General features: G+C 60.2%; 16 protein-coding genes. 6 read left to right on the top strand and 10 right to left on the bottom strand.

All coding sequences use genetic code 11. The features are described 5' to 3' along the window. Positions 1-8: 8 nt before the first annotated feature. From FBX99_RS17650 to FBX99_RS17605, 10 genes are all read right to left on the bottom strand, one after another. Complete coding sequence (locus tag FBX99_RS17650; protein WP_145132347.1) at positions 9-677, bottom strand: haloacid dehalogenase type II; 669 nt, start codon at positions 675-677, stop codon at positions 9-11. Between the two features lie 382 nt (positions 678-1,059). After that, positions 1,060-1,986, bottom strand: coding sequence for a glyoxylate/hydroxypyruvate reductase A (locus tag FBX99_RS17645; protein ID WP_145132345.1), 927 nt, complete (start codon positions 1,984-1,986; stop codon positions 1,060-1,062). 9 nt (positions 1,987-1,995) lie between these two features. Next, the gene (locus tag FBX99_RS17640) at positions 1,996-3,753 is read right to left on the bottom strand and encodes a dihydroxy-acid dehydratase (RefSeq protein ID WP_144925520.1); all 1,758 of its coding nucleotides are present in this window, start codon (positions 3,751-3,753) and stop codon (positions 1,996-1,998) included. Positions 3,754-3,867: 114 nt separating this feature from the next. Then, positions 3,868-4,536 carry a haloacid dehalogenase type II gene (locus tag FBX99_RS17635; protein WP_144925523.1) on the bottom strand — a complete coding sequence of 223 codons (669 nt, stop codon included), beginning with the start codon at positions 4,534-4,536 and terminating at the stop codon, positions 3,868-3,870. A gap of 296 nt (positions 4,537-4,832) precedes the next feature. Further along, positions 4,833-5,336: an Lrp/AsnC family transcriptional regulator gene (locus FBX99_RS17630; RefSeq protein ID WP_145132343.1), complete on the bottom strand. Its 504-nt coding sequence runs from the start codon at positions 5,334-5,336 to the stop codon at positions 4,833-4,835. A gap of 26 nt (positions 5,337-5,362) precedes the next feature. Further along, a complete protein-coding gene (locus FBX99_RS17625; RefSeq protein ID WP_144925529.1) occupies positions 5,363-6,715 on the bottom strand; it encodes an aspartate aminotransferase family protein in 1,353 nt (450 codons plus the stop codon). After that, the gene (locus FBX99_RS17620; RefSeq protein ID WP_144925532.1) at positions 6,699-7,775 is read right to left on the bottom strand and encodes a phosphotransferase; all 1,077 of its coding nucleotides are present in this window, start codon (positions 7,773-7,775) and stop codon (positions 6,699-6,701) included. The genes FBX99_RS17625 and FBX99_RS17620 overlap by 17 nt, the downstream gene beginning before the upstream one ends. Next, positions 7,775-8,479: a haloacid dehalogenase type II gene (locus tag FBX99_RS17615; RefSeq protein WP_145132341.1), complete on the bottom strand. Its 705-nt coding sequence runs from the start codon at positions 8,477-8,479 to the stop codon at positions 7,775-7,777. Before FBX99_RS17615 ends, FBX99_RS17620 begins: the two co-directional genes overlap by 1 nt. Before the next feature lie 283 nt (positions 8,480-8,762). Further along, positions 8,763-9,734: a threonine/serine dehydratase gene (locus tag FBX99_RS17610; protein ID WP_145132339.1), complete on the bottom strand. Its 972-nt coding sequence runs from the start codon at positions 9,732-9,734 to the stop codon at positions 8,763-8,765. A 36-nt stretch (positions 9,735-9,770) separates the two neighbouring features. Further along, entirely contained in the window at positions 9,771-10,760 is a 990-nt protein-coding gene (locus tag FBX99_RS17605) for an ornithine cyclodeaminase family protein (protein ID WP_145132336.1), read from the bottom strand. 469 nt (positions 10,761-11,229) lie between these two features. Between FBX99_RS17605 and FBX99_RS17600 the strand changes: the two genes are divergently transcribed. The 6 genes from FBX99_RS17600 to FBX99_RS17575 all read left to right on the top strand — a co-directional run bounded on the left by FBX99_RS17600 (position 11,230) and on the right by FBX99_RS17575 (position 18,335). Further along, complete coding sequence (locus FBX99_RS17600) at positions 11,230-12,555, top strand: FAD-binding oxidoreductase (RefSeq protein ID WP_144925544.1); 1,326 nt, start codon at positions 11,230-11,232, stop codon at positions 12,553-12,555. 440 nt (positions 12,556-12,995) lie between these two features. Continuing rightward, positions 12,996-14,336 carry an OprD family porin gene (locus tag FBX99_RS17595; protein WP_145132334.1) on the top strand — a complete coding sequence of 447 codons (1,341 nt, stop codon included), beginning with the start codon at positions 12,996-12,998 and terminating at the stop codon, positions 14,334-14,336. Between the two features lie 281 nt (positions 14,337-14,617). After that, positions 14,618-15,475: a GNAT family N-acetyltransferase gene (locus tag FBX99_RS17590; RefSeq protein ID WP_145132332.1), complete on the top strand. Its 858-nt coding sequence runs from the start codon at positions 14,618-14,620 to the stop codon at positions 15,473-15,475. Positions 15,476-15,518: 43 nt separating this feature from the next. Further along, positions 15,519-16,232 carry a cupin domain-containing protein gene (locus FBX99_RS17585; RefSeq protein ID WP_144925555.1) on the top strand — a complete coding sequence of 238 codons (714 nt, stop codon included), beginning with the start codon at positions 15,519-15,521 and terminating at the stop codon, positions 16,230-16,232. 160 nt (positions 16,233-16,392) lie between these two features. Further along, complete coding sequence (gene tatA / locus FBX99_RS17580) at positions 16,393-16,587, top strand: twin-arginine translocase TatA/TatE family subunit (RefSeq protein ID WP_144925558.1); 195 nt, start codon at positions 16,393-16,395, stop codon at positions 16,585-16,587. A gap of 287 nt (positions 16,588-16,874) precedes the next feature. Then, positions 16,875-18,335, top strand: a complete 1,461-nt coding sequence (locus FBX99_RS17575; protein ID WP_145132329.1) for an aldehyde dehydrogenase family protein — start codon at positions 16,875-16,877, stop codon at positions 18,333-18,335. Positions 18,336-18,338 lie beyond the last annotated feature (3 nt).

Genomic DNA, 18,338 nt, shown 5'->3' with positions numbered 1-18,338 from the left:
ATGACGACTCAGAGACCGACCAGGCCTGCCAGCCCGCCGATATCGGCGATCTGACGATAGTTGTAGCAAGCGTTGCCCGGCTGCTCGTGACCACGGGCGACGAAGGCCTTGTTCTTGATCTTCATGTCTTCGGCCGGCATCAGGTCGTAGCGGAAGCTCGAGGACACGTGCATCACGTCCTCCGGACCGCAACCGAGGTTGTCGAGCATGTATTCGAAGGCTTGCAGACGTGGCTTGTAGGCCTGGGCTTCCTGGGCGGTGAAGACTTTGTGGAACGGCACGCCCAACTTGTCGACGTTGGACATGATCTGCTCGTTCATCGCGTTGGAGAAAATCACCAGGGGAATCTTGTCGGCGATCTTCGCCAGACCGGCCGTTACGTCGGGATGCGGGCCCCAGGTCGGCACGGCGTCGTAGTAAAGCTGGCCTTCGCCGCGATACTCGATGCCCCAACGCTTGCACAACCGCGACATGGCGGTCTTGAGAATTTCGTCGTAAGGCAGCCAGTCGCCCATCACCTGATCCAGGCGATAAGCGGTGAAATCCTTGACGAACTGGTCCATCTGCTCAGGGGCCACGCGGTCAGCGAACAGCTCGCGCGTCAGGGGGCCCATCTGAAAGTTGGTCAGCGTGCCGTAGCAGTCGAAGGTGATGTACTTGGGGCGCAGAAAGCTCATGGGGGCAGTCCTGGAAGTTCGTTAATGAACGTGCTGTCGACGGCACCGGCCCCCGTTCCAGGAGCGACAGTGCGTCGCAGCACTACGACTTCATTACAGCACCGAGAAACCAGCATATGGCGTTAAAAGCGCGACCTGCTTGATATAAACCACCGTTTTGCCAGCCAGACTCAGCAGACTTTGCGGAGCGCTTCAGAGCAGGGCATTTCCAGGCCCTCTGCACCCTTGCGGCTCATTGCTTCCAGCTCATAAAGCAAGTGTAGGCGGGATTTACCGCAGAAAATGCGCCCGGGAAAAAGACAAAACGGGCACCTTCCAGGAAAGCACCCGTTGCCGTTGTTACGACTTGCGACCCACACTTCACGCGTATCTCGAAACCCGCTCAATAACCACGGGAACGCTCGATAACACCCGAAAGCGGTTCGCCCTGCTGGTGTCGACGCAGGTTCGCCAGCAGGATCGGCGCAGCCGATTGGGGCTGGGTCATACTCGCTACATGAGGGGTCAGGAACACCCGCGGATGCGCCCAGAAGGGATGTTCGACTGGCAGGGGCTCAGGCTCGGTGACATCGAGGATCGCACGAGACAGCCGCCCCGAATCCAGCGCCTCGAGGAGATCTGCATCGACCAGGTGCGGACCACGACCGACGTTGATCAACGCCGCACCGGCAGGCAGCGCAGAAAAGACTTCCCGGTTCAGGATACCCTTGGTCGCCGGGGTAAGCGGAAGCAGGCAGACCAGCACATCGCACCCCTCAAGGAAGGTATGCAATTGATCGGGGCCGGCGAAACCTTCGACGCCATCCATCTCGCGCAAGGAGCGATTCCAGCCGCGCAGGCGGAAACCGTAACTCGCCAGCCGCGCCAGCACGGCGCAACCAAGAGCCCCCATCCCCATCACACCGATCGTACGGGCCGAGGCAGGTGGAACCTCGAGTGGATTCCAGACGCGCGCCGCCTTTGCCGCGACATAGTCGAAGAAGTCACGTTGAAGGGCCAGGACAGCCAGGCTGACATATTCCACCATGCCGTTAATAATGCCCGGCTCGACCATCCTGACGATGGGAATGTGCGCCGGCACGGCGGAAAAATCGACATGATCGACCCCCGCTCCCGATGAGAAGAAAACCTTTAGCCGAGGCAAGGTGGCGATGAACTCCGCCGGTGCCTGCCAGGCGATCAAGTATTCGACCTCGTCGAGATCGCCGGTATCAGGCCAGACACGAAAGTCGAGGTCAGGGGCATGCTCGGCGAAGTAGTTTGCCCAAGCGGCCGCACGCGCTGCATCGGATCGATAGAGAATGCTCATATATAAGTCCTACCAGCCGCCTACCCAGCCGTCGAAGAGTCCTTCCGGGAGGGTCTCTTCGTCGGCACCACGGAGAAAGTCGAAATCACAGCCGAGATGCGCCTGCTCGATGTGTCGATTGTAAAGATTGCGGTAACCACGCACGTGCCGGGATAGCGGAGGCTGCCACGCCTGGCGCCGGCGCTCGAGCTCCTCCGGCTCGACGCAGAGTTCCAGCCGGCGAGCGGCAACGTCCAGCTCAATGATGTCGCCGTCACGCACCAGGGCGAGCGGACCGCCGACGGCCGCCTCGGGGGAGACGTGCAGCACTGCGGCACCGTAGGCAGTGCCGCTCATGCGTGCATCGGAGATACGCAGCATGTCGCGCACGCCACGTGCCATCAAATGGCGCGGCAGTGGCAGCATGCCCCACTCCGGCATCGCCGCCCCCACGGGTCCGGCATTACGCAGGATGAGTACGCTGTTCTCGTCGATACCGAGCGCCGGATCGTCGATCCGGTCGGCAATCGTCTGTACGTCCTCGAATATCACCGCAGGACCGCGATGACGAAACAGTTTTGGATCCGCAGCACAGGTCTTCATCACCGCTCCGTCCGGCGCAAGGTTGCCCCTCACCACGACCATCGCCTCGCCAGACCTCACCGGATTGTCCAGCGCGCGAATGACTTCGGTATCAATGACTTCGGCAGTCTCGATGATCTCGCCCATCGTGCGTCCGTCGACAGTCTGCGCGTCCAGATGCAAAAACGGCTTGAGGGTCTTCAGTAGACCCGGTACGCCGCCGGCAGCCATCAATCGCTCGGTCAGATGTTCGCCGGCGGGCTGGACGTTTGCGATCAGCGGTACGCGCCTGGCGATCTCATCGAAGCGGTCGAGGGTCAGTGGCACACCGACGCGGCCGGCGAGAGCCAGCAGGTGGATGATGGCGTTGGTCGAACCGCCCACCGCACACAGGAGCGTGATGGCATTGTCGAAGGCCCGTACATCGAGAACCTCATTCGGGCACGGGCTGCCTTCGGCGGCCATGCGCACGCTACGGCGCCCCACCTCGCGAGCGATCTGATTGCGACGACGGTCAACCGCAGGAACCAGGCTACTGCCAGGCAGTGACACCCCCAGCGCCTCGCATATGACCGCCATCGAGGAGGCGGTACCCATCTCGGAGCAATGGCCGGCAGTGCCCATGACACTTCGCTCGAACGTCGCGAAATCACCTTCCGCGAGCTCGCCGGCACGCAGTTGGTCGACCAGACGCCAGACACCGGTGGCATTCGCCAGATTCCCGCCGGTCGATGACCTGGGTGTAGCCGGACCGCTTCCCAGGAAGATAAACGGAACGCCGGCACTGGCGGCACCCATCAGCAGAGCCGGCTGAGTCTTGTCGCAGCCTCCCAGGAGCACCACCGCATCGAATGGATAAGCGCGGATGGACTCCTCGGCCTCCATTGAAAGCAGGTTTCGAAATGGAAACGAGGACGGTTTGATGATGTTCTCGCTAAGCGACATCAGCGGAGCCTCGAATGGAATGCCGCCCGCCTCGAGGATCCCTACCCTCACCTCTTCCGCAAGGGCGCGAAGGTTGAGATTGCATGGGTTGATGTCGGACCAGGTGTTCAGGATGCCTACAACAGGACGCTCCATCAGGTCTTCACGACTCCAGCCGACGGTCGACAAGGTCGAGCGGTGTACGAAGCCAGGCAGGTCATCCTTGCGGAACCAGCGTGCGCTGCGTAGCGGCCGGCTGTGTTTGGTTTTGTTATCGCTCATGAAATCACCTTGGCGCGGGAAAATCCTAATTGGGCATTGGCAAACAATTACCCGTCCGACGCACTCCGACCAGGCGACGCAATCGCCCGGCCGGAGTGAAGTGACGGCAGTGACTCAGAGACCGACCAGGCCTGCCAGTCCACCGATATCGGCGATCTGACGATAGTTGTAGCAAGCGTTGCCCGGCTGCTCGTGACCACGGGCGACGAAGGCCTTGTTCTTGATCTTCATGTCTTCGGCCGGCATCAGGTCGTAGCGGAAGCTCGAGGACACGTGCATCACGTCCTCCGGACCGCAGCCGAGGTTGTCGAGCATGTATTCGAAGGCTTGCAGACGTGGCTTGTAGGCCTGGGCTTCCTGGGCGGTGAAGACTTTGTGGAACGGCACGCCCAACTTGTCGACGTTGGACGTGATCTGCTCGTTCATCGCGTTGGAGAAAATCACCAGGGGAATCTTGTCGGCGATCTTCGCCAGACCGGCCGTTACGTCGGGATGCGGGCCCCAGGTCGGCACGGCGTCGTAGTAAAGCTGGCCTTCGCCGCGATACTCGATGCCCCAACGCTTGCACAACCGCGACATGGCGGTCTTGAGAATTTCGTCGTAAGGCAGCCAGTCGCCCATCACCTGATCCAGGCGATAAGCGGTGAAATCCTTGACGAACTGGTCCATCTGCTCAGGGGCCACGCGGTCAGCGAACAGCTCGCGCGTCAGGGGGCCCATCTGAAAGTTGGTCAGCGTGCCGTAGCAGTCGAAGGTGATGTACTTGGGGCGCAGAAAGCTCATGTGGGCAGTCCTGGAAGTTCGTTAATGAACGTGCTGTCGACGGCACCGGCCCCCGCTTCAGGAGCGACAGTGCGTCGCAGCACCACGACTTCATTACAGCACCGAGCAACCAGCATATGGCGTTAAAAGCGCGACCTGCCTGGTATAACCCACCATTTTGCCAGTCCTACTCAGCAGACTTTGCCGAGCGCTTCAGCGCAGGGCATTCCCAGGTACTCTGCGCCCCGGCAGCGGGATTACCAGAGAAAATCCGCCCGGCAGAACAGTAGAACCGATCCATCAACTGGTGATATCGATCAATCCCAACTCGGCTTTCCGGTTGCGATAGTGCTCAGTGGATACCCGCGCTGATCGAGCGGCTGCCTCAAGACGATTCGACTGGCAAATCTCTCGATCCCGATATCGTCTTCCAGCAACCGGTCCATGAGCGCCTGGAAACAGGAAATGCTGGGCGCCACGATCTTCAACAGGTAATCGTAGCCGCCACTCACGTTGTAGCACTCGATGATCTCCTGGTACTTGTCGACCCCTGTTTCGAACTTACGGAAGTCGCTGGGCCGATGGCTGTCGATCGTCACTTCGGAGAACACCATGACGTGACTGCCCAACTTATCCAGGGCTACCACCGCGCGATAGCCCTGGATAACGCCGGCATCCTGAAGTCGCTTGGTACGGAACAGGCACGGACTCTCACTGAGGGCAACGGCCGCCGACAGGTCGACGTTCGAACAGCGTCCCTCTCGCTGAAGATGCACAAGAATCTTGATATCGAACGGGTCAAGGGAAGCTGAAAATCGCATGTCGATTACCTTTAATGCCGTGCCGGTTACCGCGTTCTTGCAGATTGTGCTACGGCCAGCGCTTCGTCCAGCGCCTCGACCACCATGCCGGCTTGTTCCACGGACAGCACCAGCGGTGGGCGAATCTTGAGCACATTATGCCCCTTCGCGCAGGCGCTGAGCAGGACACCCTTGTCGCGCATTCGATTGACCACCCGCGTAGTGAGCTCTCGGTCGGGCGCTCGCGTTACTCGATCCGAGACCAGTTCCACGCCGACGAACATGCCCACACCGCGCACGTCACCGATAGCCTCATGCCGGTTGGCGAGTTCTGCGATGCCGTCGCGCAGGATCTTCCCGACCTTGGCCGCATGCTGCACCAGCCCTTCTTTCTCGAGAGTGTCCAGCACCGCCAATGCCGCAGCGCACGATACGGTGTTGCCGGCGAACGTATTGAAGTAGCGAGAGTTCTGGCCAAATTCCGCCAGCGCGTCAGCGGTGGCCAACAGTCCTGCGATAGGTTGTCCATTGCCCATCGGTTTGCCCAGGGTAACGATGTCAGGGTTGATGGCGTAACGTTGAAAGCCCCACATATGCTCGCCCGTCCTGCCGAAGCCGGGCTGGACCTCGTCGGCGATGAACAGGCCGCCGGCCCGCTTGATCGCCTCGACGGCGCCCTTCAACATGCCCGCTGGTCCAGGAAGGATGCCGTCGCTGGTGAACATCGAATCGACAATCAGTGCCGCCGGCTTGATGCCGTGACGCTGCAGATCGGCGATCGCCGCCTCGACATCGCGGGTGAAGCGATCGCAAAGGTCAGCGCCTTCGGCATGATAGAGGCTCGGCGCCGGGACCAGGCGAACGTGCGCACCGAGATCGACCGTCACGCCGAGTGACGGGGAAAATTTCGACACCGCATCGGTGAAACCGTGATAAGCGGTTTCGGTCACGATTACGCCCGTGCCACCGGTGCGAACCTGCGCGATACGATAGGCCAGATCGTTTGCCTCGCTGCCCGTGCAGGTCAGCATGAGGTGAGCAAGCCGGGTCTCGGGTACGGTCGCGACCAGACGTTCGGCCAGTTCCAGAATCGTGTCATGCAGATAGCGGGTGTTGGTCGCGAGAGTCTGCACCTGCCGGCATATCGCCTCGGTCACCGCCGGGTGACAATGCCCGAGTGACGCGACGTTGTTGTATACATCGAGGTAACGACGGCCCTCTGGATCGATCAACCAGACACCTTCGCCGCGCACGATGTGCAACGGATGTTCGTACATCAGCCGATAGGCCGGACCGAGCAAGGCGTCACGTCGCTCGATCATCGCCGTGGTGACGGGGCTCAGGTTGGCGCGCCCGGGGATATAGGCGTTGACCATGTTGAGGTCAGTGGTGCTTTTCATCGGCTTGTCCTTTTCGTACTTCAGTCAGTAATCGGTCGCGCGCCTCGGCGCGGGAAAGATCGGCCATCCGGGACAACGCCTCCCATGCTGCCGGGTTGTGGCGCATGATGTAGGCCCGGTTCTCGGGGTAACGCTTGGCCCGCCACTCCGAAATCAACACTGTGATGAGATGACGCGTGGCCATGAGGTCGGCGACGATCTCCTGCTCCAGCTCGCTCAGCGGCAGCGCCGCATGGTAGGCGCCGACGAACTGCGCCGCCCCCTCGAACGGGTCGGCTGTGCCGCTCATGTGGAAAGCCGCCGCCGTCGCGACCTCACCGACCAGTGGCGCATGCAGCATGTCGCCGAAGTCGATGATCCCCACCATGCGCTCGTGATCCTCAGGGGCGACCAGCACGTTGTAGAGGTGGTAGTCGTTGTGGATCACCTGTGACCTCACCGAGGCCAGATGCGGCAGGACATACTCGGTGAAACGCGTCATGAACGACTCGGCGAGCGCGCGACGCGGGGTGTCCACGATATCACTAAGCCTGGCTGCCAGCCGGTGTGCTGCGCAAACGTTCCAGAGCAGATCATGCGTCGCCGAAGGATGGGTGAATTCCCGCAGCGCGAGGTTCAGCCTGGCCAGCAACGTCCCCATCGCCCGACGCTGTGCGGCGGTCCGCACGGTATCCCGGATCTGGACGCCGTCGAGATAAGTCAGCATCCGCACGGTGGTCCAACCCCCGTCGGTCAGCATTACAGCGTCACGCGCCTGTCCGCCAAGCGTGCGCACCACGCGGGGCACCACCAGCTCGGGCGCCACGCGGGCAATGTGTTCAAGCGCCGCGATCTGGAAATCAACCACCGAAACCGGCTCGGATGGATTGCTGATCTTGACGACGTAACGCCTGCCGTCGTCGGTCTCTATGCGGCAGTTCTGGTCGCGCTCGCCCACCAGGGACTTGACACGGCCATCGATACCATAGAGACACCGGACCAGGGCTCCCACTTCGTCCGGGGCAAGGCTGGGTACTGCCGTGCTCAACGCAGCAGCCGTAATCGGGGGATTCTCCTCCATCACGCGCCCCGTTTCATCGCGGGAGCCTGGGCCAGGCAGTCGAGGCCAAGCAAGCCGGGAAGTTGGCGAATATCGGTTAACCGATCAACACCATAGCCGTCACACGCAGGCTCGTGTCCACGATCGATAAAGGCCTTGGCCATGAACCCCAGATCCGAGGCCGTCATCAGGTCATAACGAAAACTCGATGAGACGTGCATCATCTGCTCGGGTCCGCAGCCGAGTTGATCGAACATGTATTCGAACATCTGCGCCCGAGGCTTGTAGGCGCGGGCCTCTTCGGCGGTGTAGGCCGCGTGGAAAGGTGCCTTGAGGTGAGCGACGCTATGGGGAATCAGATCGACCATCGAGTTCGACAGGATCACCAGCGGGATATGCGCAGCGATTGCCGTCAGCGTCTCGACGACATTCGGATGGGGCTGCCAGGTCGGTACAGCCTCGTACAAGGCGAGCGCATCGGAAGGACGATACTCGACACCGTGCTTCTTACAGGTGCGCTCAATGGCGTTCTGAACGACGTCAAAGAATGGCTTCCACTCGCCGAGCACTTCATCCAGGCGGTAGAAGCTGAAACTGCGCAGGAAAGCCGGCATCCGATCGCTCGGAACACGATCTTCAAAAAGCTTTCTGGCCGTCGGACCCATTTCGAAGTTGATGAGCGTTCCGTAGCAATCAAAACTGATGTATTTCGGTTTGTAGGTCACTTGGTCGATCTCCTGGATGTGGATGACAGTTGGTGACTACAAGTCTATGAATATCAGCCCTACGGAAATGCTCTATTGCGGTGAGACTCAGGCAGATTCCTTTTCGATCCGAAGCCTGTCTGACAGGATCTGCGGTCCACGTTGCCGAGCCCGGATAGAACGGCTGCCCCATTCTGATTCAGAAAAAAAACGCCCCTCCATCAGGAAGGGGCGTTCGTCAGCGTCAGTTCGCGATACCTCTACGGCTTCACAGGCAGGCTATCCACCGCGCGTGTCGAAAGGTTTACTCGCCAGCCTGGTAGATCTCGGCAAGGTCGCACAGGTCCCAGTTGCCGCCGGTCAATACCACGCAGACTTTTTCATCCGGCCTGACCTTGACGACGCCCGCCAACAGCGCGCCGATGCCGATCGAAGCGGCGGGCTCGGCGATCAGTTTCGCGTCCTTGGCCAGGACACGCATGCCTTGAATGATGTGCTCGTCCTCGACCAGCACGATCTCATCCACGTAGCGCTCGATGATGGGATAGGGGTTCTGCCCCGGCACACTCAACCGCAAGCCGTCGGCAATGGTGTTCTTCAAGGGAAGCGTGGTGCGCTGCTTGTTCAATCGGCTGTGATAGTACTTGGGGGTCAGCGCTGGCTCCGCGCCGACGACCCGCACCGATGGCTTGGTCTCCTTGATTGCGGTGGCGATGCCGGAAATCAGACCGCCACCGCCCATTGGGACAATGACCGTGTCCACATCCTCCAGATCCTCCAGGATCTCGCAGCCTATCGTTCCCTGACCGGCCATCACCACAGGGTCTTCGAAGCCATGGACGACTGTATAGCCGTTCTCTGCGGCAATTTCATACACTCTCTTCCAGCGTGCCAAATTGTCGCCATCGAACAGAATGACCTCGGCACCCAAGGCTTCCGTATTGGCGATCTTGATTTTCGGCGTGGTAACCGGAAGCACCAGGAATGCTTTCACACCCAGCATGCGAGCAGCGTAGGCGAGCCCTTGGGCGTGATTGCCGGAAGACGTGGCAATGATGCCGTTGGCGATCGCCTCCCTGGGCATCGAGAGCGTTTTGTTCAACGCACCGCGAATCTTGAACGCCCCGGTGATCTGCAGGGTTTCAGGCTTGAGGTAGAGCTGACAACCCGCCGCTTTCTCTATTTTCTCCGCACGCAGTAGCGGCGTATGTCTGACATGGGGTTTCAGCCGTTCCTGGGCTTCTCGAATGTCCTGGATGGTTGGATAGTCACGCATGGATGTTCTCTCTCCGTACTGTCGAAAAATCACAATTCAAAGGAACGCAAAAAAAGTCCCGACCTTGTTTTCCAGCGCATTGCGGTAGATTTTTTCGGCAGTGGTATTGTCCTGTATGGCCATGCCCGTGGAATCGAAGATGGTAATTTCGTCATCGTTTTCCCGGCCAGGTTTTCTGCCCAGCAGTATCTCGCCGAGCTCACCATGGATATCGTCCTGGGTGATGATCTTCGCGTTCAGCGGATGCCAGGTTTCGCCTTTTTCGATGCACTGTGAGATCGAGTCGTTGACAATCTTGGCGTGCCTGAATATTTCAGGATCCAGCTCCTGCTTGCCTTTCATATCCGTACCTATGGCGACGATATGGGTTCCAGGTTTCACCCAGCTCGCATCCACCAGGGAGCCTTTGCCACGAGTGGTCGTGATCAGAATATCGGCCTGCTCGACGGCCTCTTTCTTCGAGTCGGCCAGAATCACTGGAATGTCGAATTCGCCTTCGATATCCATTTTGAATCGGGCGAGCGCCTCGGGGTTTCTGCTCCACGCATGGATCTCTTCGATCTGCATCACCAGGCTGATGGCCCGGATCTGCATCCGGGCCTGGTTCCCTGTACCGATGGTGGTGATTTTCTTCGCGTTCTTCCTTGCCAACGCCTTTACTGAAACGGCCCCCGACGCCCCCGTCCGGAGACCGGTGAGCAGACTTCCGTCCATGACGCAGATCAGCGCGCAGCTCCTGGCATCGAACAGGAGAATGGAGCCCATGCCATTAGGCACGCCGTGTGCCGTCGGATTGTCGAGAAAGCCTCCGGAAGAGGCTTTCATCGAGATCATTTCGTTGCTCTTGCAGTAACCGACCTTGAAGTCGATTTCTCCGCGAGGCGCCGGGAGATGTATGCCGATGTAGTCAGGCTGTATCACCTGTCCACTGCAGAAGGCCTTGTACGCTTCTTCCACCGTACCGATGACTTCCTGCATGGAGATCAATTTGCCGACTTCTTCTTTAGTCAGAAGCAATGTTTTCATCTACACCAACTCGCTGTGATTGGATGAGCATCAGTCAGGTTCACGCACAGGCTCCCAAGCCGAGTCTGCTCACCCTGCTCAGGCGCGAGCTCAACGAGAGTGCATTACCCGTTTGCCTGTAATCATTATGCTGCCGAGCGCTCAGCAGAAAATTCCGGATACCCTGGAAATAAGCAACTTCCGGCCTTTTTCATTCTCTGCGACGAAAGCTAACGCTCCCAAAGACAAGCAGTAAGTGGCGGATGGAACATTCGCTGCTGAGGCCACTGTGCCTGCCGCATGGATCATTCCGGTCAACACGGCAGAAACTTTCGACCCCCCCTCCGAAAACGCCCGATCCTGCGATTGCGCACATCCAATACGGCAGTCCTCTCGGGTCCAGATGTCTACTATGGGATCAACAATGGCAATGGCTGCATTGCTCACTACAAAGCGATAAACCCATAGGCTCCAGGCTCAGGAGAATAGAATGCCGGCCCCCTTGATAACCATTGCGTCCACACCGCAGCTGCCGCAAAGCGCCGATGCTGTCGTCATCGGCGGCGGTATCATCGGCGTATGCGCCGCCTATTTCATGGCCCGTCAGGGTATGAGCGTTGCTGTCATCGAGAAGGGCCGCATAGGTGCCGAGCAATCCAGCCGCAATTGGGGTTGGTGCCGTCAGCAGAACCGCGACGCCCGCGAGCTGCCGTTATCGACCAGAAGTCTCGCGCTCTGGGAGGAGATCACCGCTGACCTGAACGAGGACCTGGGCTTTCGCCGCTGTGGATTGTTCTATCTCTCGGACAGCCAGGCCGAACTGGACGGTTGGGCCAAATGGCGCGACTTCGCGCTCACCCAGGGCGTCACGACTCATATGCTGAGCGGCGCCGAAGCCACGCAACGCGGCGCTGCCACCGGCAAGCCCTGGTTGGGGGGCGTGTTTTCGCCGTCCGACGGCATCGCTGACCCATCGCGGGCGGCCCCACTGATTGCCAAGGGCGTGATCAAGCATGGCGGCTCGATACACCAATTCTGCGCAGCCCGCGGCGTCGAGACCGAAGCCGGACGGGTGTCGGGGGTCATCACGGAAAAGGGCGTGATCAAGACCCGTCAGGTGGTGATGGCTGGCGGCGCCTGGGCCTCTTCCTTCTGTGCCCAGCTCGGCATTCGCTTTCCCCAGGCGTCGGTGCGATCGAGCATCATGTCGGTCATGCCGGGGGCCCAGGGGCTTCCCGACACGCTGCATACCAGCGATGTGACCGTCACCCGGCGCGGGGACGGCGGCTATACGCTGGCTATTTCCGGACGGGCCTGCGTGGATCCGACGCCACAGCAGCTTCGGTTCTCATCGTACTTTCTGCCGATGTTCGCCAAGCGCTGGCAAATGCTCTCGCCCGGTGATCTGCAAGGTTGGCAATATGGACACGAGACGCGCCGCAAATGGGCGCTCGACCGACCTACACCGATGGAGCGCATTCGTATCCTCGATCCTCGCCCCTCAGATGCCATCCTGAAAGAAACCCTTGCCCGTGCACGTCGGTTGTTACCCGCCCTGGGCAGCGTGCCCATTCAGGCAGGTTGGGCAGGCTATATCGACAGCACTCCCGACGGTGTGCCGGTTATCGACGAAGCACAGAACCTGCCCGGCTTCATCCTGGCGGCCGGCTTTTCGGGTCACGGCTTCGGCATCGGCCCCGGTGCCGGGCGCCTGATTGCCGAACTCGCGTCCGGTACGCGGCCGTTTGTGGACCACACTCAATATTCACTTGCCCGTTTGAACAGAGGTGTTTGGGGCAAGGTCTCCGACTTCTGACAATCGTTCTTCGTTGTTTGGCGGGAGCTTTGTTCCCGCTTTTTTTTGTCCGTTAGAACCACCTACCCCGCAAAAAACCAGACATGCACTGCTCCCCAGAACGGTGAAAACCTATTCGGCCAGGCGACAACCAAGCTTCTATCCCCGAAAAACCAGCCGACATTTGCTGCCGGCGTTGCCCTCGATTCGAGCCGTAGATGCGGTCTGTCACGCCATCTTTTATGCAATCTGCCGAATTACTTTCAGCCCCTTGTCAGGCCTGGCGACAGCTGCGATACAGCCACCGCTCCCAGGGCAACAGAGGACGGACTGCCAATGCAACGAGGTCGCCGGCAGGGCTCTTCATTCTCGCGGGTTTGCCCAGGAGCCGGTTCTGCCGCAGACGCGTTGTCCACCGTAAGGGCAACGAAAACCAATAAAAAAACCAATGGAGTTACCCCATGAACGTCGTGAAACACAGCTGTCTCGCCCTGGCCGTCACTGCCACGGCCTCGCAACTGGCCGTCGCCGGCCAGCAGGAGGAAGCCAAGGGGTTTATCGAGGAGAGCAGCCTGAATTTGCTCAACCGCAACTTCTACATGAACCGCGACTTGCGCAACGGCGGCAGCAACAGTCAGGGCACCAACGGCGCCAAGCCGGCCAGTGAACGCAATGGCTACCGTGAAGAGTGGGCACAGGGTGCCATGCTCAACTTCGCATCAGGCTTCACCCAGGGCACCGTCGGCTTCGGTGCTGATGCCTTCGCTTACGGCGGGATCAAGTTGGATACCGGCCGCGGTCGGGTCGGCAACGGCCTGCTGCCGATCAGCAACAACCGAACCTCCGACGCTGATGTGCCGGACTCCTACGGGGAGCTCGGTGGTGCAGTGAAAATGCGCATCTCCTCCACTGTGCTGAAGTACGGCGAACAGCGACCGACCGCCCCGGTATTCGCCATGGGTGACAACCGCTTGTTGCCGGAAGTGGCCACCGGCTTCCAGCTGTCGAGCAAAGAGTTCGATGATCTTTTCCTCGAGGCCGGTCATTTCACCGCGTACAACGGCAGGAACTCGACCAACTCCAATGACAAGCTGGTCACCAGCTATGCGGGTGTCGAAGCCGACAGCGTCGACTTCGTCGGCGGCTCCTACAAGGTCAGCGATAACCTGCGCCTGATGGCCTACACCAGCAGAGCCGAAGAGGTCTGGCGCCAGTACTTCGGCAGCGCTTCCTACACCCTGCCGTTGGCCGACAAGCAGTCATTGAACTTCGGCCTGAGCGCCTACAAGACCAACGACGAGGGGCAAGCCCGCGCCGGCAAGATCGACACCACCAGTTGGTCGGCCAAAGCCGCCTACACCTTCGGCCCGCACAAGGTCAGCCTGGCCTACCAGAAGATTGATGGCGACGAAACCTTCGACTACATCGGTGTCGACTCGATCTGGTTGGCGAATTCGGTGCAGTACTCCGACTTCAACAGTCCCAATGAGCGCTCCATGCAGATCCGCTACGACATCGACATGGCCAGTTTCGGGGTTCCGGGCCTGAGCCTCATGACCCGCTACGTCAAGGGTGACCAGATCGACTTCACCAAGGCCGATCCCAACGGTGCCTATTTCCGTGCCGGAGCCGACGACGAGAAGCAATGGGAGCGCGATATCGAAGCCAAATACGTGGTCCAGTCGGGCTCGGCCAAGGACCTGTCCTTGCGCCTGCGCCAAGCCACCCATCGCTCCAGCTCGTTTGACAGCGATGTGGATGAGGTGCGGCTGATCGTCGAATATCCGCTGAGCATCCTGTAGCGATTTTCCCAGTCGGCTTTTCTCTCTCGTGGGTCGACCGGTTTTCTTGAAGGCTTTCTCCACGCTCCTTAGCCTTGAGGCGCCCATCCGGGCGCCTTTTTTTCCAAGTATTTATTGCTGCCAACGGGTCTCATTTAAGTAAAAAATTGGGCCCGAAAAGCTCTCGCGTGGGGAATCTGCCGAATTGACCCGCCCCCCTTGTCAGGCCTCGTGGCAAGTGGGATATAGCCTCCATCGCCGGTGAAATTTGCCACCGTCCCCACCCCTAATGGAGATCTGCCATGTCCGTCTCGCAGAAGCCATCGTATCGCTACCGTCCGATGACCGCCGCCGATGTAACAGCAGCCCACGCCTTGTCGGTCCGACTGAAGTGGCCTCACCGCCTGGAGGATTGGGCCATGTTGCAGCGCATCGCCGAGGGCTTCGTCGCCGAGGATGGCGATCGCTTGATCGGTACGGCATTCACTTGCCCACAGGGCGCTTATGCCACTATCGGCCTGGTTATCGTCAGTGATGATTACCAAGGCCAGGGCATCGGGCGCAAATTGATGGATCTGGCCCTGGAGGCCTGCACGCCACGCACCGCTATCCTCAACGCCACATTGGCCGGTGCCCCGCTTTATATCAGCCAGGGCTTTGTCGAGTTCGGTCACATCCTGCAGCATCAGGGCCAGGCGCAAGCCATCGATCCCCCTGCCCTGTCAGCCGGTGAACAGTGTCGGCCCTTGACCGTCGCCGACCGGGCTCGCCTACTCGAACTGGCCAATGCCGGCAGCGGTCTGGACCGGGAAACCGTACTCAACGATCTGTCCGATGTCGTCGAACACGCGGTCGGTATCGAACGCGATGGCCAACTTCGCGCATTCGCCATCCTGCGCCCCTTTGGCCGAGGCCACTGCGTCGGACCGATCGTCGCGCAGAATCCGGAGCAGGCCAAACACCTGATAGCTACGTTGTTGGCACGGGTACCGGATCAGTTCTTCCGTATTGATACTCCGGCGGATTGCGGCCTGTCCGACTGGCTCGACGCAGCGGGTCTGAAACAGGTCGACAAGGTTGCGCAGATGGCACGCGGGACGCCCCCTCAGTCCGTCGGCGGCGTCAAGCAATTCGCCCTGGTGAGCCAGGCCATTGGCTGACGGCCACACGACTCCCCTACTTACCCTACCTGGAGAACCCCAGATGTCAGAACCCACCTCAGTGCTGCTGGCTCGCGCCGATGGCACCCCTGTCTCGACTACCTTTATCCCTGGTCAATTGGGCGCCGGAGATCCTTTCGGCGCGCAGCGCAAAACCGCCTATACCAGCCCGGGAGATATCACCGCCGGGGTGGTCGAGGCCCGCGGCCAGTTCAACATCGATGAGTATCCTTATGCCGAAATGATCGTGGTCCATTCCGGACGAGTCATCCTGCAGAGCCATGACAGTACTCTTGATCTGGGCCCCGGCGGCAGCGCCGTGATCGGCCGCGGCTCGCCGCTGCGGGTTGAGGTGCAAGGGGACGCCGTTTGGGCGTTCTGCGCCGATATCCAGAGCATCGGTGAGCGCAGTCCAGGTCTCACGCTGCTCGACCCGCTCGCCACGCTCTCCCCCTCCAATCCCCCGGACGCCGAGATTCTGCTCAGCCCGACACCGCAATGCCGCTCACACAGCATGTTCGTCGAAGAACCAACCAATCTGCTCATTGGCGTCTGGGATTCGACACCCTATACGCGCCGGTCGCGCCCCCACAAGCTGCATGAGCTGATGCACCTGATCGAAGGCAGCGTCACCCTGCAGGCAGCGGACGGCAGTGAGCTGGTGGTCAACGCCGGCGATACGGTATTTGTGCCCAAAGGCGTTCCATGCGCCTGGAAGAGCACCGTCTACGTTCGCAAGCTCTACGTCGTCAAATAACACGAACAGTGTTGGGTGCCCGCGGATGATACTGATCCGCGGGCACCATTGAGGTTCGGCCTGGGGCGAAAGGCCCGATGATACAACGCCGTCATGTCCACGCTGGCGTGAGCCTTCATCCTTCCCCGATCCATCGACCACTTATTACGGAGCACACATCATGGGAATAGGCGGCATCAGTATCGGCAAGTTTCTGATCATCCTGCTGATCGTGATCATGCTGTTCGGCACCAAACGCCTGAGGGGGTTGGGCTCGGATATCGGCGACACGATCAAGGGGTTCCGCAAGGCCATGGGAGATGACAACAAGTCAGCCATTGAAGAACAGCCTACGGACCAGGCGAAAAAGTACTGAACGCCATTCACCATCAATTTCGGCAAATATCACGGGTGGCCTCGTCCCTTGAATGCCGACTGATGCTGGCATCGCCCCATGCAGCAAGCGCGTGATCCTGGCGCAGCGTTGTCTCGAATCGGTCTGCATTACGTTCTCGTGAAGTTGACTCGATATACAGCAGATTCTCCTTCACCGACCTCAAGAACGGCATATCCCCTCAGGGCCGCCTTGCTAGTTTATTGAGCAGAGACGACACCACGATCTGCTGCTGGCAGCGCTTTCACCACTCAATGGGAGCCCATTGCATGACGACCCAATCTTCGAACCCCTACAGCGTCGACCCGCAAATGTGTCGGCAGTTCTATATCAATGGCATGTGGTCGCCGCCGGTCCACCTGGTTACACAAGAGGTGTTCAATCCGGCGACCGAGGAAGTGATCGCCGAAGTCGCTCGGGGTTCCACCGAAGACGTCGACCGGGCAGTGGCGGCCGCGCGCACCGCGTTCGCCGATTGGTCCGCCACCTCGGTGGAAACCCGCGTTTCGATCCTGGGAAAAATCCATGAGCTGATCCTTGAGCGCAAGGAAGTGCTGGCCCAGGCATTGTCGCTGGAAATGGGCGCGGCCATTGGCTTCGCACGGTCCATGCAGGTGCCGCTGGCCGCCGAACACGTTCGGGTGGCCCGTGATGTGCTGTCCACGTATCCATTTCAGAAGGTCGAAAATGGCACCGCCATTCAACGCGAGGCCATTGGTATCTGCGCCCTTATCACACCATGGAACTGGCCGCTCTACCAGATCACCGCCAAAGTCGCCCCGGCGATTGCCGCTGGTTGCACCGTGGTGCTCAAGCCCAGCGAACTCTCACCGCTGAGCGCCCTGCTGTTCGCCCAACTGCTGCATGACGCGGGCCTTCCACCTGGTGTGTTCAATCTGGTGAATGGCAGTGGTGCCGACGTCGGCGCAGCCATGGCGGCGCATCCCGATATCGACATGATCTCCATCACCGGCTCCAACCGCGCGGGCGCGCTGGTGGCCCAGGCCGCCGCCCCGACGGTCAAGCGCGTCACCCAGGAACTGGGCGGCAAATCGCCAAACGTCTTCTTGCCGGACGCTGACTTCGCCAAGGCCGTGCCGCCCGGGGTGATGTCGGCGTTCCGTAATGTCGGCCAGTCCTGCAGCGCGCCGACCCGGATGATCGTGCCCCGCAATCGGCTGGCGGAAGTCGAAGCGTTGGTCACCGCCACCGTCAACGCGATCATCGTCGGCGATCCCCGGTCGGAAGAAACGCAACTCGGGCCCATCGCCAACGAAGCCCAGTTCAATCGCGTGCAAACCATGATAGAGGCGGGCTTGAACGACGGCGCCAAACTCCTCTGCGGCGGCCCAGGACGGGTGCCGGGTTTTGCAAAAGGCTTCTATGCCCGCCCAACAGTCTTCTCCGAGGTGGATAACGCCATGCGCATCGCCCAGGAAGAAATCTTTGGCCCGGTGTTGTGCCTCATCCCCTATGACACAGTGGAAGAAGCCATCGCCCTGGCGAACGACACTGTCTACGGCCTCAGCGCCCATGTGCAAGGCCAGGACCTTGAAACGGTACGCGCCGTGGCCTCGCGCATCCGCGCCGGGCAGGTGCTGTTGAACTACCCGGCGTGGAACCCGTTGGCGCCGTTCGGCGGTTACAAGCGCTCAGGCAACGGCCGGGAGTTCGGGGTTCACGGGTTTGAGGAGTACACGGAGGTCAAGGCGATTGTCGGGTTTGGTTGATCG

The sequence above is a fragment of the Pseudomonas sp. SJZ074 genome, from assembly GCF_007828215.1.
In the GTDB taxonomy this organism is placed as follows: domain Bacteria; phylum Pseudomonadota; class Gammaproteobacteria; order Pseudomonadales; family Pseudomonadaceae; genus Aquipseudomonas.
The sequence above is the reverse complement of the archived record's forward strand: the minus strand, read 5'-3'. Positions and strand labels throughout refer to the sequence as shown.

Excerpts from the sequence above, each read along its gene's own strand:
- FBX99_RS17650 (WP_145132347.1), bottom strand. The coding sequence starts at position 677 with ATGAGCTTTCTGCGCCCCAAGTACATCACCTTCGACTGCTACGGCACG.
- FBX99_RS17645 (WP_145132345.1), bottom strand. The coding sequence starts at position 1,986 with ATGAGCATTCTCTATCGATCCGATGCAGCGCGTGCGGCCGCTTGGGCA.
- FBX99_RS17640 (WP_144925520.1), bottom strand. The coding sequence starts at position 3,753 with ATGAGCGATAACAAAACCAAACACAGCCGGCCGCTACGCAGCGCACGC.
- FBX99_RS17635 (WP_144925523.1), bottom strand. The coding sequence starts at position 4,536 with ATGAGCTTTCTGCGCCCCAAGTACATCACCTTCGACTGCTACGGCACG.
- FBX99_RS17630 (WP_145132343.1), bottom strand. The coding sequence starts at position 5,336 with ATGCGATTTTCAGCTTCCCTTGACCCGTTCGATATCAAGATTCTTGTG.
- FBX99_RS17625 (WP_144925529.1), bottom strand. The coding sequence starts at position 6,715 with ATGAAAAGCACCACTGACCTCAACATGGTCAACGCCTATATCCCCGGG.
- FBX99_RS17620 (WP_144925532.1), bottom strand. The coding sequence starts at position 7,775 with ATGGAGGAGAATCCCCCGATTACGGCTGCTGCGTTGAGCACGGCAGTA.
- FBX99_RS17610 (WP_145132339.1), bottom strand. The coding sequence starts at position 9,734 with ATGCGTGACTATCCAACCATCCAGGACATTCGAGAAGCCCAGGAACGG.
- FBX99_RS17605 (WP_145132336.1), bottom strand. The coding sequence starts at position 10,760 with ATGAAAACATTGCTTCTGACTAAAGAAGAAGTCGGCAAATTGATCTCC.
- FBX99_RS17600 (WP_144925544.1), top strand. The coding sequence starts at position 11,230 with ATGCCGGCCCCCTTGATAACCATTGCGTCCACACCGCAGCTGCCGCAA.
- FBX99_RS17595 (WP_145132334.1), top strand. The coding sequence starts at position 12,996 with ATGAACGTCGTGAAACACAGCTGTCTCGCCCTGGCCGTCACTGCCACG.
- FBX99_RS17590 (WP_145132332.1), top strand. The coding sequence starts at position 14,618 with ATGTCCGTCTCGCAGAAGCCATCGTATCGCTACCGTCCGATGACCGCC.
- FBX99_RS17585 (WP_144925555.1), top strand. The coding sequence starts at position 15,519 with ATGTCAGAACCCACCTCAGTGCTGCTGGCTCGCGCCGATGGCACCCCT.
- tatA (WP_144925558.1), top strand. The coding sequence starts at position 16,393 with ATGGGAATAGGCGGCATCAGTATCGGCAAGTTTCTGATCATCCTGCTG.
- FBX99_RS17575 (WP_145132329.1), top strand. The coding sequence starts at position 16,875 with ATGACGACCCAATCTTCGAACCCCTACAGCGTCGACCCGCAAATGTGT.